The organism is Mesorhizobium sp. M0139, from assembly GCF_040322455.1.
Lineage (GTDB): Bacteria > Pseudomonadota > Alphaproteobacteria > Rhizobiales > Rhizobiaceae > Mesorhizobium.
This window is the reverse complement of sequence record NZ_JAMYTN010000005.1, coordinates 260,393-273,170: the sequence shown is the minus strand read 5'-3', so window position 1 is coordinate 273,170 and position 12,778 is coordinate 260,393. Positions and strand designations below refer to the sequence as shown.

At 61.8% G+C, this 12,778-nt stretch carries 11 protein-coding genes; 9 read left to right on the top strand and 2 right to left on the bottom strand.

Going from position 1 to position 12,778, the window contains the following annotated elements; all coding sequences use genetic code 11:
• Positions 1 to 41: 41 nt before the first annotated feature.
• Positions 42 to 977: a choline ABC transporter substrate-binding protein gene (locus NKJ58_RS10705; RefSeq protein WP_023686157.1), complete on the bottom strand. Its 936-nt coding sequence runs from the start codon at positions 975 to 977 to the stop codon at positions 42 to 44.
• 237 nt (positions 978 to 1,214) lie between these two features.
• On the opposite strand from NKJ58_RS10705, the gene NKJ58_RS10700 reads away from it, so the two are divergent.
• From NKJ58_RS10700 to NKJ58_RS10675, 6 genes are all read left to right on the top strand, one after another.
• Positions 1,215 to 1,826, top strand: a complete 612-nt coding sequence (locus tag NKJ58_RS10700; RefSeq protein ID WP_023686158.1) for a thymidine kinase — start codon at positions 1,215 to 1,217, stop codon at positions 1,824 to 1,826.
• A gap of 14 nt (positions 1,827 to 1,840) precedes the next feature.
• Entirely contained in the window at positions 1,841 to 3,019 is a 1,179-nt protein-coding gene (locus tag NKJ58_RS10695) for a glycosyltransferase (protein WP_023691608.1), read from the top strand.
• Positions 3,020 to 3,103: 84 nt separating this feature from the next.
• Positions 3,104 to 3,487 (top strand): c-type cytochrome, encoded by a 384-nt coding sequence (locus NKJ58_RS10690; protein ID WP_023669991.1) that lies wholly within the window; start codon positions 3,104 to 3,106, stop codon positions 3,485 to 3,487.
• 321 nt (positions 3,488 to 3,808) lie between these two features.
• Complete coding sequence (locus NKJ58_RS10685) at positions 3,809 to 4,897, top strand: hypothetical protein (protein WP_023669990.1); 1,089 nt, start codon at positions 3,809 to 3,811, stop codon at positions 4,895 to 4,897.
• Between the two features lie 27 nt (positions 4,898 to 4,924).
• Entirely contained in the window at positions 4,925 to 6,070 is a 1,146-nt protein-coding gene (locus tag NKJ58_RS10680; protein ID WP_352853090.1) for a hypothetical protein, read from the top strand.
• 24 nt (positions 6,071 to 6,094) lie between these two features.
• Positions 6,095 to 8,005: an ATP-binding protein gene (locus NKJ58_RS10675; protein WP_023713955.1), complete on the top strand. Its 1,911-nt coding sequence runs from the start codon at positions 6,095 to 6,097 to the stop codon at positions 8,003 to 8,005.
• Positions 8,006 to 8,073: 68 nt separating this feature from the next.
• Here the strand turns inward: NKJ58_RS10675 and NKJ58_RS10670 are convergent, their stop codons facing one another.
• On the bottom strand, positions 8,074 to 8,211 hold the full coding sequence (locus tag NKJ58_RS10670; protein WP_023749803.1) for a hypothetical protein: 138 nt from the start codon (positions 8,209 to 8,211) through the stop codon (positions 8,074 to 8,076).
• A gap of 127 nt (positions 8,212 to 8,338) precedes the next feature.
• On the opposite strand from NKJ58_RS10670, the gene NKJ58_RS10665 reads away from it, so the two are divergent.
• The 3 genes from NKJ58_RS10665 (at position 8,339) to NKJ58_RS10655 (ending at position 12,776) form a co-directional block, all read left to right on the top strand.
• Complete coding sequence (locus NKJ58_RS10665; protein ID WP_023683664.1) at positions 8,339 to 9,643, top strand: DUF6638 family protein; 1,305 nt, start codon at positions 8,339 to 8,341, stop codon at positions 9,641 to 9,643.
• 16 nt (positions 9,644 to 9,659) lie between these two features.
• Positions 9,660 to 10,784 (top strand): DUF2333 family protein, encoded by a 1,125-nt coding sequence (locus NKJ58_RS10660; protein ID WP_352518307.1) that lies wholly within the window; start codon positions 9,660 to 9,662, stop codon positions 10,782 to 10,784.
• Positions 10,785 to 11,096: 312 nt separating this feature from the next.
• Positions 11,097 to 12,776 carry a formate--tetrahydrofolate ligase gene (locus NKJ58_RS10655; protein WP_023683662.1) on the top strand — a complete coding sequence of 560 codons (1,680 nt, stop codon included), beginning with the start codon at positions 11,097 to 11,099 and terminating at the stop codon, positions 12,774 to 12,776.
• Positions 12,777 to 12,778 lie beyond the last annotated feature (2 nt).

Sequence of the window (12,778 nt, the reverse complement as noted above, 5' to 3'; positions counted from 1 at the left end):
TTGGCTGCCCTTCCTGGTTCGGCTTTGCCGAATTAGTCGGCTCAGCTTCCGAGCGCGGTCTTGACCGCCGCTGCCGCATCGCCGCCATCGAAGGTGGTGACGCCGGCAATCCACGGCGCAACCGCGTCAGGGTGCTTCTTCAGCCAGTCGGCTGCGACCGTGTTGGCGTCGCCGCCCTTCAGGATCGCGTCCATCATCTCGCCTTCCATGTCCAGGTTGAACTTCAGGTTGGCGATGAACTTGCCGGCATTCGGGCATTCGGTGGTGTAGCCCTTGCGCACATTGGTGTAGACGGTGGCGGCGCCGAAGCCGCTGTCGCCCATGCCGTCGAGATAGGTGAGCTTCATGGCGCCCATCACCGGATGCGGCGTCCAGCCGAGGAACGCGATCCACTCATTGTTCTTGATCGACTGCTCGGCCTGCGTCAGCATGCCGGCTTCCGAGGACTCGACCAGCTCGAAGCCTTCGAGATTGTCCTTCGGGTTCTTGATCATGTCGAGGATGATGCGGTTGCCGTCATTGCCCGCCTCGATGCCGTAAATCTTGCCGTTGAACTTGTCCTTGAACTTGCCGATGTCGGTCAGCGACTTGACGCCGGCCTCCGCGACATAGGTCGGTACGACGATGCCGTAGCCGGCGCCGGTCAGGTTGGTGCCGATCGTCTCGACCGAACCATCGGCGGTGTAGTCCTTGATGTCGTTGGTCATCGACGGCATCCAATTGCCGAGGAAGACGTCGAGATCCTTGTTTTTCAGCGACGCCATGGTCACCGGTACCGATAGCTGGATCGTCTGCGGCTCGTAGCCGAGCGCGGTGAGCAGCACCGAAGCGACGCCGGTGGTTGCCTGGATGTCGGTCCAGCCGACATCGGAAAGGCGCACCGCCTTGCAGCTCTCCGGATCGCCGGCAAGTGCAGCGCTCGTGGACAGAAAAGTCGCCAGGCCGAGGCCGGCGACGAAGGTGTTCATACGCGACATTGGCAGTCTCCCATTGTGATTCTTTGGCGAAGCGTAGTTACGGTTTCTCTGCCCGCCTTGTTTCGTCAGCCAAACACCATTCTGGTGTGGTTTCAAGCGCTAAGACAATCACGATCAACGGCGCGGACTGGCCAAACAGCGACACGCCCGCCGCTTTTTCGATTGCAGACGGCTTTTCCCATGAAATGCAGCGGTGCCCTCTCCCCGCGCCGCGCCAACTCGGCTTAAAAGGACGGCATGGCCAAGCTCTACTTCCACTATGCGACGATGAATGCCGGCAAAACGACAATGCTGCTGCAGGCGTCCTACAATTATCGCGAACGCGGTATGACGACGATGCTGTTCGTCGCCGGCCACTACGGAAAGGGCGATACCGGGCTGATCTCGTCGCGCATCGGCCTGGAGACGGAGGCCGAGATGTTCCGCGACGGCGACGATCTCTACGCTCGCGTCGCCGAGCATCACGAACATACGACGGTGCATTGCATCTTTGTCGACGAGGCGCAATTTCTCGAGGAAGAGCAGGTCTGGCAGCTCGCCCGTATCGCCGACCGGCTGAACATCCCGGTGATGTGCTACGGCCTGCGCACCGATTTCCAGGGCAATCTGTTTTCCGGTTCGCGAGCGCTTCTGGCCATCGCAGACGATCTGCGCGAAGTGCGCACCATCTGCCGCTGCGGCCGCAAGGCGACGATGGTCGTGCGTCTCGGCGCTGACGGCAAGGTGGCCAGACAAGGCGAACAGGTGGCGATTGGCAAGGACGTCTATATCTCGCTCTGCCGCCGCCACTGGGAAGAGGAAATGGGCCGCGCCGCGCCCGACGATTTCATTGGCTTCACCAGAGGCTGAACGGCCGGGACAACATGAAAATTCTGCAGTTCACAGTTGATTGCCCGTTTCCGCCGGTCTCCGGCGGAGAGATCCGGAACGCCGCCAATGCACGCGCCCTGGCATCGATGGGCGAGGTCCTGACGGTAAGCCTGACTGGCGCCCCGGCACCCTCCACACCGCCGAACATCCGTCACCGGATCATCGAGGCAGCGCGCGGCAGGGCGCCCTGGGGCAGGCGCAGCCCGCACCCGACCGTGCATATGATGCCGGACGACGAGCTGGCCGAAGCCGACGCCATCTGGAGGGAATTCGCGCCCGATCTCGTGGTGATCGAGGAGATCGTGCTTTCGCAGCTGCTGACGCTGGCGCCGAAGCATCGCGCGCGCACCGTCCTTGACCAGCACAACATTGATTCCCGGACGGTGTCCGACCGGATCGCCGGCCTGACGCTGTGGCAGCAAATTCGAGACTGGCGCCAAAACAGGCGAAGGAAGGCAGAGGCGCGCGAAGCCGACAGGTGTGCGGCTGCCCTGGCCGACCAGGTCTGGGTTTGTTCGCGGGCCGACGAAGCGCTTCTGTCCGCTCTCGGCCCCGTCAACGACGTCAGGTTCGTCGCCAACCCCATTCCAGACGAGAGCGTGCTTTCCCTGCCGATTGCTGCCGAGCGCTTCAGTGAGCTCAGCCTGTGCTTCATCGGGCATCTCGGCTACTTCCCAAACATCGACGCCGTCAAGCAGATCGGCCGCGCGATGGCGCCGCGCCTCGCCGCCTCCGGCCGGCCCTGGTCGATCACCGTCGCCGGCAGAAACCCGCGCGATGTCGTGCGCGGTCTATGCACCAGGCATGGTCTGCGGTTGATCGAGAACCCACCGCATCTGCCGGAATTGCTTGGGCGTGCCGGCTATGCGCCGATCCCGCTGCGCTTCGGCGGCGGAACCCGCATCAAGGTGCTGGAGGCGATGGCGGCGGGCCTTGTCGTCGCCGCCACCGAAAAGGCCGTCGAAGGGCTTGGCCTGCAGGCGGGCAGGCATTTCCTGTCCAGCGACGATGCCGGCAAGTTGGCATTGAAAATCATCGATCTCGCGACACGCCCGCAAGCGGCCGCCGAGATGGCGGAGATCGGCCGCGCTTTCGTGCGCGACAATCATTCGTCGGCGGCGATTGAAAAGCAGGTCAAGCAGGCGGTCGCGGCGATCCCGCGCACGGATTGAGCCCGGCTGCTATCCACCGGCATACGGCGTTTGTTAAGGCCTGCAGCCTATTTTGCCCTCAGCCAGAGCCAGCCGGGAACCGCCATGCTTCGAGCCATTTCATCAGGCCTTGTCATTTACTTGGCCGGTATCCTCGCCGCGCTGGCCGACGGCGATGCAGCACTTGGCAAGAAAGTGTTCTACCGCTGCATGGCCTGTCACGAGGCGGCAAGCGACCGCGACAAGGTCGGCCCGCATCTCCTCGGTATCGTCGGCCGCACCGCCGGCACCGCCCAGAACTTCAACTATTCGCAGGCCATGAAGGACGCCGGCGCGGCCGGCCTCGTTTGGGACGAAGCCAACCTCAAAGCCTATCTCGGCGCTCCCAAGCTGAAAGTACCCGGCAACAGGATGGGCTTCTCCGGCCTGAGCAGCGACGAGGACATCGCCAACGTCATCGCCTATCTGAAGGCCGATCCGAAGCCTTGAACAGCGCGATGCGTAGCGTGATGGCGACGGCTTCCGCCAGCTGTCTCGCGCTTGCAACTCATTGAGCCCTCTGTCGAATTCAGCACACCCACACTGTCCGAGATCGACTTCTTCGCAGCCGTCAAAGTTCAATGACAATTGAACAATACTTGGCCGGCTGGTTAATCACGCCATGACCCCGCCTTCATTGCCTTTCAAGACGACCAGGCATTTTTTTGTTTTCGGGGCGGGTCTTGTCTTGCGTCTTTCAATCCCCTGATACCCCACATATATTCGCCGCTGTTCGCAGCCAGCGACCGGAAGCCGAAGCGGGAGGCCCCTATGGCGACATTGCAGAATTTCGATGCCGAAATTGCCAAGACCAGGCAGGTCGTGCAGGACATGCGCTCCAAGATCGAGCAGTCGGGCACGGTGCTTGATACGCTGGCCACCGCCGACAAGAAGATCGGCGACGCCAATTTCGACATCGAGAATGCCCGCATCGAGGACGTGCTGAAGCAGCAGAAGGTGATGGAAGGCAACATTGCCGACCTGATCATCGGGCTGGAAGACGCCACCAACGTCTTCGGCACCGAATTCGAGAGCATGAAGAACTACACCGGCTGGGAAAGCTTCGTCGGCGTCTTCTCGGCGCAACGCAAGCAGCGCATGCGCACCGACCGCGTCCGCAACATGTCGCTGGCCGGCAATCTGCAGGAGCTTCTGGTCAAGTCCGACACCATCGTCGGCATCCTGAAAGCGCAGAAAGAGGTCCTCGACCAGCGCTACAAGACCTCGGAAAACAGCCTGTCGCAGGTGATCGAGCGCCGCAAGGTCACCATGACCAACCTCGAGGCGGTGCAGAAGCGCATCGAGGAAGTCAATCCGCTGCTGCTCGACATCGAAAACAAGATCGCCGCTTCTACCAGTCAGAAGGAGCGCACGCAGCTTGAGGGCGAGCGCTCGAAACTGGCGACCGAATACAATGAAAAGCAAGCCAAGGAGCAGGAGCTTCTGGCCGAGAGCCAGACGCTGGAACGCTACACCTCGATGTTCCAGACCTTCGTCGATTCGCTCAACAATCAGATCGCAGCCCAGTCGACGCTTATCAACAAGCTGACCATCGATACGGAGCAGCGCATCGTGCTCTACAAGGCACTGGAAGATTCCTTGAAGACCGCCGCCCAGCAGGATGTCGCCCACAAGATCAACACGCTGGGCAGCCAGGTCGACAACACCGCCGAAGAGACCATGGCCGGCATTGGCGCCGCCTCGCAAAAGCACATCGGCGATCTCCTCGAAATGCACGAGAAGAACATGGTCGCCAGCTCCGACATCCAGCGCCGCAAGAAGCTCGCCGACGACGCCTTCGCCCGCCGTTTCGACGACGTGATGAAGAAGCACAATTCGGCCAACTACGTGCAGTCGTAAGGAGCGGCTGCACGCGGGCACACCGGCATGACTCCCGAAAACGAAGCGGCGGCGCGCTATTTTTCCGCCATCACGGCGGCACTCAGCGGCCTTGAAGTGTTCATGCGCGACGACCGCTCGCCGCTTTACCGGCACGGCATCGTCGCCAAGATCGTCGCCGAATACATTGCCCGGCTGGACAAATCGTTTTCCTGCTGGCGCAACCGGCTCGGCTTCATGGACACGTTCCGCATTTCGCGCGCCGACAGCGGCTATCCCGTCTTCCAGAACCTGCTCGAGCTGGAAAACGACCGCCGCCAGGCCGAGGCGCGGCTGGCCAACATTCCGCTGGCCGGCGAATTGCGCGAGGAAATGGCCGACTTCATCCTGCGCCACAAGGAATTCCCCGAAGCGCTGCAGAAGTCGATGGCCGAGCGGCTCTATCTCGAGGACGTCAAGAGCGAACAGACTTTTGGCCCGTTCTCGCTGGCGCAGACGGCCAAGGTCTCGGTCAATCCAAAGACCGGGCGTCCCTATTACCTCGTGCACTGGGCGAGCTTCGACGGCAGCGCCAACCTGCCGCTGGTCTACATGGTGACGGTGGAGGATTCCTCCGAAAGCATGATCCGGCAGCTCGTTGACAGCAGCGGCAAGCTCAATGAACGGGTCGACATCTCGCTGCCGGTGGACGGCCTGCTCAACCCCGAACTCGCCCATCGCTTCGACGATTTCACCGAGAAGAATTCCGCCTACACGCTTTCGCCCGCAACGATTGCGGTCAATCTCGACAAGGATTTCGAGCCGCTGCACCCTAAGCAGCTGCGCCGCGTCGTGCTCGGCCCCTTTTATTCCGCAGGCATTACGGACAACAATTCGACCGTGACCGAGGTGCTGGCCAAGGTGCGCAAACCGGAAAATGCCTGGCTGCTCACCTGGACCATCCAGGAGGTCTACTCCAAGGGCGAGAAACCCGGCCGCAAGGGGCTGTTTTCGAGCGAGAAGACGACGCAGGAATTCTTTATCAACACCGACGATCTCGAAGCCGCGCGCCAGGGTGTGTCGAGCTACGAGAACCACGCCCTGATCCCGCACGAAGCCTATCAAGCACTCTACGCCGCCGGCGAAGCTCAAAAGATCTTTTCCGGTTACAAGGTTCACATCCTGTCAAATGGGCAGGTGATTTCAGATGTCTGACCGTCACATCGCGGAGCATCCTTCATGGACACCGGCCTGACCACCATTCCGGAAGCGGCTATCGAAAAGCACCGCGCAACCGCGCAAAGCTTCATCACTCGCGTCGTCGTGCTGGAGGATCCTTCACGCGAATCCGGCACCGCGCTTGCCGGCACCAACCGCCGCTTCGTCTCCACCGTCTCGGTCGGCTCGGTGCGCCGCACACGCGAGGTCGAGCTGACCAAGACCGTGGCCGCAATCCATCCCGACGACCAGCTGATGAGCATCCCCCAGCACACGATGTTGTTCCGCGCCCGCCGCGGCCTGGCGATTGCGCTCGCCATCTCCGACGTCTTCGCCGAGGGCTCCGACCTCGAAAGCCTCCAGGCCAAGAACACCCGCGCGCCTCTTGAGGGCGATGAGGCGGCGACCTTCAAGAAGCTTCTGTCAGCCTCGGCTTACGTTTCAGCCTTCAGCCTCGCCTCTTACCTGTTCCAGCTGATCGACAGCGACGGCGAGGCTCCCAACGATATCCCCGAACCGGACTTCCTGTTCGACACGCCGCAGGACGCGGTGAAGTCGATCGTCGCCGGGTTGGACAAGGCGATTGCAGGCTCCAAGGACGATGGCGACCTGACGACGCGCGCGCGAGCTTTTGCACGGGTCGCCATTGATGGGCTGCTGGCCCGCAAAGGCCGCTTCGACGGCATCGGTCCGTTCGAGAACGCCCATATCCGCATCGACGCCGACGATTTCACCCTCGACGGCTTCGACGTCGCGCCCGGCAAGCGTTCGAAACCGCTGGTGATGACCTTCAAGAAGCCCGAAGAGGTCGTCGGCAACCACATCGCCAAATACCAGTCGGTCAAGCTCGCCAAGATGCTGATGGCCTATGATTTCGAGCGCGAGCTGAACCCGTTCGTCGAGCTCGGCGGCTTCCTCTTCACCTTCATCGGCGATGGCGCGCCGGGCACCGGCAAGACGACGCTGATCCAGATGATCGCCGGCCTCGTCAACAATTATTGCCAGGTTGCCGGCTATCCCTTCGCCTATGAGAATTTCGGCGTCGACCAGATCTCGTCCTACCAGGGCAAATCCGGCCAGAATTGCCGCCAGTTCATCAACAACGTCTTGAACCCACGCGTCATCGGTTTCGGCACCGTCGACGACATCGACCAGGTGGCGGCCCGCCGCTCCGACGACCGCGCCTCGGCCGGCCAACAGGAAATCACCGGCGTCTTGATGGACGCCTTTGCCGGCGCCGGCACGGTGGTGCGCGGCAATTGCTCGTTCGGCATGTTTTCCAACTATCCCGAAAATGTCGACGATGCGCTGCGCCAGCGCGCCGGCGCCCGCTGGCTGGTCGACGGCCCGCAGAGCCGCGACGACTATATCGACATCTTCGTGCTGCTTGCCGGCAAGAACCACAAGATCCCACTCGGCGACCACAAGCTCTACGCCGCGCAGGAGATCCAGCGCGCGGTGACCGAAGCCTATGAGGAGCATGAGAAGCCTCAGGAAGACGGGCTGATGAAGGTCTATGAGCGCTACATGAAGGAGAATGGCGCGCCGAAATCGATGGCCGACATCGGCACTTATCTGCACCTGATCAAGGATGCCGAGCCGCGCTTCACCGGCCGAGCCATCAAGAACGTCACCGACGCCATCAAGATGCGCGCCATGGACATCGAGCTGCCCGACGACTGGTTCGAGAAGCCGGAAGCCTTCATGCACAAGGGTTACAACGAAAAGAAAGCCATGATCGAGGAACTGCGTGGGCCGTTCTCGATGGACATGGTCATGCAGGAGATCAACCGCTACGCCGACTCAGAGTTCCGCTATTCCGACAAATCCGATGACGCCGCGGTGGAGAAGCTGCTGCGCGACGCACGCCTGCGCGAACGGGCGGGGCGCGAGATGGAGGAGATGAAGAAGAAGGGGCTCTGGAATGCGTGAGCTTCCTTCGCTGCCCGCGGGTGCTGAAAGGCTTGGCGCTAACGCTGACGCCCCCCTCTCCCCGTCCTTCACGGGGAGAGGGTAAGGGTGAGGGGCGGCGCATGCGTGGACCAGAGATCGCTACGACCATACTGGCAGCTATCGAACAGCGCCTCGATCGGCACATCCGGACCAATGATCTTCGATTTATTGACGCCAAAGGCCATGGGGAGACATGTCATTGAATGCTAGCGCTGCCCCTCACCCTTACCCTCTCCCCCTGAAGAACGGGGAGAGGGAGGCGTCAGCGTTGGCGCTTCGCCACAACAGGCAACGCCACTCGGAACGTTCTGCATGAGCCACGCCAAAAAGCCCGACCTTCTCCGCGACAATGAGCTGATCTACGGTCGCTTGCTCACCGTCGACGAGTCGCACCTCATCCAGCGCTACAACAAGGCGCTTGTTGCCTTCGGCCTCAAGCCCACCAAGCTGAAGAGCTTCCAGATCGACCGCACCGGCTTCTCGCCCGAAGTGGCCGAGGAATGCGGCGATTACGATTATCTCGACCCCAATGAGGTCAACCGCCGCTTCATCATCCTGACGCCGTCGCAGATCGATCTGCCGGTGGTGCACACCGCCTTTTCCAACACCTCGCAGCTGATGTTCGAGTTCATGTCCAAGAACCAGCGCGCCATCGATGCGCTGACCATCAAGGATGTCATCTACGGCGAGATCGAGGATTCCGTTCCCCTGGTCAACGACATCGAGGATCTGCTGTCGATCAGCCAGGTCGAGTTCAGGGTGCTTTCGGCCGAGGACGTGCTGGGCAAGGCCGCCGAACTCGGCAAGCTGGTCGACCGGCTGAAGCAGGAGCCCGATGCCTGGCGCGACAACACCATGCTGAGCCGTATGGTGGAGCTGGCGAAGGTCTGCGGCGATATCCGTGAGAATGCGCTGGTGCCCGACCAGGTGATCTTCCGCCACAACGCCTACTGGACCAGCCATTTCGGCGGCGTCTACGTCTTCGTCGATCCTGATATGACTACCGTCATCGGCGACCCGGCCGCCCCCGGCTTTCGCCGTTCGCGGCCCTGGCAGGTCAGCTATCTCTCGATCAACGATGCCGACAAGGTGTTCAAGTTCCTGGCCAGCACCGGCCGCATCGAACTGCCCCGCGCGTCATGGGTCGAAAGCTCGGGCTATCTCGAGCATCGCGCCGAGATGGTGGTGCGCTCTCTCATCCGCGACACAGAGCCGAACCGCAATTTGACCGAGGTCGACAAGGTCTGGCTGCAGACCTGGATCCATGGCCATGCCGATCTGATCACCAAGGACGGCAATTTCCCCTTTCTCAACGCCGCCAAGCGTGAGATCGCCCAGCTCGGCCATCTCAAGATCGAGGATGTGTTTCCGCAACAGCGCTTCCTGGTCGTGCGTGGCAAGCCCGACCATCCCGACGCCTGGCTGACCAACCAACTGATCTCGGATTTCGTGCCGCAGGACTTTGTCTCGCGTTACGTCTTCAACAAGCCGGGCTTCTACAAGGACTATGACGGCTACAGCGACGCCTGGCGGTCGCATGTTGTGGACGTTCTGAAAACCACATATTTGAAAGACAAAGTGGCGTTTCGCACGCGCCTTTACGGCCTGACTGACTGAGGGGTGAACGAGAGCCATGCTTGATCCGATCGTGAATTTCTTCACCCGCATCTTCCAATGGATAGGCCGCGGCATCGGCCTCGTCATCGGCGCGATCCTGTGGCCGTTCCTCTGGGCTGGGCGCTGGTATACGCAGCGCGGCTGGATCCTGAAGGCTGTGGTCGGCCTCGCGCTTCTGGTGTTGATCGGCCTCTACGCCAATTTCTTCTACGCCACCCAGTGGTGGAACAAGTTCGATCCCAACTACGTCGACAAATACACCTTCGAGAACCGCAACATTTCCGCCGGCGAACAGGTCGCCGCCGGCGCCGGCACCGACACCGCCAAGACCTGCGGCAATTCGGGCATCGCCCAGGTGGCGGCCGACCTGACGGACTTCAACGTCAACCAGAATGCCTGGATCTCGTCGATGATCCTCTACAAACTCGGCCTGTTCGGCATCGACTGGGACAACACGCCGTTCATGGACAACAAGGCCTCGTTCCAGCGCGGCATCAACCAGGCGGTGCGGCGCACCGCCACCGAGCTTGCCGACAATCTCGGGCGTGTTCGCACCACATCGCAGATCGACGGCGACCTGCAGGATGCGCGCGGCAATCTGCAGTTCGACGAGGAGACCTGGTATTTCGGCATCAACCCGTTCGGCCCCAAGACGCCGACGCCGAGCTATTATCGCGATGCTGTCACCAAGCTGCGCTCCTTCAACGCCCGCCTCGGCAGCTGCCAGGCGACGTTCGATGCCCGCGCCGACAATCTGAAGCAGTATATCGACCGCATCTCCTCCGACATCGGTTCCACCTCCGCGATCCTCAAGGAGCGCGCCGAAAACCACAACAATGGCTGGTTCGACTTCCGCGCCGATGACCGCTTCTGGTTCGCCTATGGCCAGCTCTATGCCTATTACGGCCTGATGAAAGGCGCCCAGGCCGACTTCGAGGACGTCATCAAGGAAAAGCATCTCGGCAATCTGTGGGACACGATGGATGCGCAATTCGTCTCGGCCCTGCGCATCCAGCCCTTCATCATCGCCAATGGCCGCGAGGCTGGCTGGATCATGCCGACGCACCTGACGACGATGGGTTTCTACGTGCTTCGCGTGCGCTCCAACATGGTCGAGATCAGCAACGTCCTGACTCAGTAGCGTCCACAGCTTTCCCGGCGAGCGATGGCGAATTTGCGCCGTCGCCTCTGTCGCATTCCGTGCATTGGGCGGCTGTTTTGAGACGGCGGAACGTCGCGTCCTCTGGCTTCTATACGGCGCGGCAACGGAGCCAGGAAGAACCGGCGACAGGTCGGCCGGCCGCGGAGACACTTTCTTCATAGGAAACATAGTTGCATGCAAGTTGACGCCGCGGGAGCGACAGGGTTAGAACATGCCCGCGCCCGGGTTCAACATGCCTGCGAGTGAGATCAAACCCGTCCCCTCCACCGTCCAATCCGAAGGAAAGCCGTCATGGCCGAAGTGAAGTCCGACATCGAGATCGCGCGCGGCGCCAAGAAAAAGCAGATCCAGGAGATCGGCGCCAAGATCGGCATCCCGACCGAGCACCTTTTGCCCTACGGCCACGACAAGGCGAAGATTTCGGCCGAATTCATCAAATCGGTGAAGGGCAACAAGGACGGCAAGCTGATCCTCGTCACCGCCATCAACCCGACGCCGGCCGGCGAAGGCAAGACGACCACCACCGTCGGCCTCGGTGATGGCCTCAACCGCATCGGCAAGAAGGCGATCGTCTGCATCCGCGAGGCTTCGCTCGGCCCGAATTTCGGCGTCAAGGGCGGTGCCGCCGGCGGCGGCTACGCGCAGGTCGTGCCGATGGAGGACATGAACCTCCACTTCACCGGCGACTTCCACGCCATCACCACGGCGCACAATCTTCTGTCGGCGCTGATCGACAACCACATCTACTGGGGCAATGAGCTCGGCATCGACACCCGCCGCGTCGCCTGGCGCCGCGTCATGGACATGAACGACCGGGCGCTGCGCGAAATCATCTGCTCGCTCGGCGGCGTCGCCAACGGTTATCCGCGCGAGGCAGGCTTCGACATCACCGTCGCCTCTGAAGTGATGGCTATCCTGTGCCTGTCCACCGACCTCAAGGATCTGGAAAAGCGCCTCGGCGACATCATCGTCGCCTACCGCCGCGACAAGACGCCGGTCTATGCCCGCGACCTCAAGGCCGACGGCGCCATGGCGGTGCTGCTGAAGGACGCCATGCAGCCAAACCTGGTGCAGACGCTGGAGAACAACCCTGCCTTCGTGCATGGCGGCCCGTTCGCCAACATCGCGCATGGCTGCAACTCGGTGGTCGCCACCACCACGGCGCTGAAGCTCGCCGACTACGTCGTCACCGAAGCCGGCTTCGGCGCCGACCTCGGAGCCGAAAAATTCTTCGACATCAAGTGCCGCAAGGCGGGTTTGAAACCGGCGGCTGCCGTCATCGTCGCCACCGTGCGCGCCATGAAGATGAATGGCGGCGTCAAGAAGGAAGACCTCGGCAAGGAAAACATCGAGGCAGTCAAGAAGGGCTGCCTCAATCTGGGCCGCCACATCGAGAATGTGAAACAGTTCGGCGTGCCTGCGATCGTGGCGATCAATCATTTCACCACCGATACCGAGGTGGAAATCCAGGCGATGAAGGATTTCGTCGCCTCGCTCGGCGCCGAGGCGATCCTGTGCAAGCATTGGGCCAATGGCTCTGCCGGCATTGAGGAGTTGGCGCGCAAGGTCGTCGAGATCGCCGAATCCGGCGCCTCGCAGTTCGCGCCGCTCTATCCCGACGCAATGCCGCTGTTCGAGAAGATCAACACCATCGTCCAGCGCATCTATCGCGGCGACGAGGCGATCGCCGACAAGTCGGTGCGCGACCAGCTGCATGCCTGGGAGCAGGCCGGCTACGGGCACCTGCCGGTCTGCATGGCCAAGACCCAATATTCCTTCTCGACCGACCCGAACCTGCGCGGCGCGCCGACCGGGCACACCGTGCCGGTGCGCGAGGTCAGGCTTTCGGCGGGCGCCGGCTTCGTCGTCGTCATCTGCGGCGAGGTCATGACCATGCCCGGCCTGCCCAAGGCGCCGTCCTCGGAAAAAATCTTCCTCAACGAGGCCGGCCAGATCGAAGGCCTGTTCTGAGA

Coding starts and splice junctions, on each gene's coding strand:
- NKJ58_RS10705 (WP_023686157.1), bottom strand. CDS start 977: ATGTCGCGTATGAACACCTTCGTCGCCGGCCTCGGCCTGGCGACTTTT.
- NKJ58_RS10700 (WP_023686158.1), top strand. CDS start 1,215: ATGGCCAAGCTCTACTTCCACTATGCGACGATGAATGCCGGCAAAACG.
- NKJ58_RS10695 (WP_023691608.1), top strand. CDS start 1,841: ATGAAAATTCTGCAGTTCACAGTTGATTGCCCGTTTCCGCCGGTCTCC.
- NKJ58_RS10690 (WP_023669991.1), top strand. CDS start 3,104: ATGCTTCGAGCCATTTCATCAGGCCTTGTCATTTACTTGGCCGGTATC.
- NKJ58_RS10685 (WP_023669990.1), top strand. CDS start 3,809: ATGGCGACATTGCAGAATTTCGATGCCGAAATTGCCAAGACCAGGCAG.
- NKJ58_RS10680 (WP_352853090.1), top strand. CDS start 4,925: ATGACTCCCGAAAACGAAGCGGCGGCGCGCTATTTTTCCGCCATCACG.
- NKJ58_RS10675 (WP_023713955.1), top strand. CDS start 6,095: ATGGACACCGGCCTGACCACCATTCCGGAAGCGGCTATCGAAAAGCAC.
- NKJ58_RS10670 (WP_023749803.1), bottom strand. CDS start 8,211: ATGGCCTTTGGCGTCAATAAATCGAAGATCATTGGTCCGGATGTGCCG.
- NKJ58_RS10665 (WP_023683664.1), top strand. CDS start 8,339: ATGAGCCACGCCAAAAAGCCCGACCTTCTCCGCGACAATGAGCTGATC.
- NKJ58_RS10660 (WP_352518307.1), top strand. CDS start 9,660: ATGCTTGATCCGATCGTGAATTTCTTCACCCGCATCTTCCAATGGATA.
- NKJ58_RS10655 (WP_023683662.1), top strand. CDS start 11,097: ATGGCCGAAGTGAAGTCCGACATCGAGATCGCGCGCGGCGCCAAGAAA.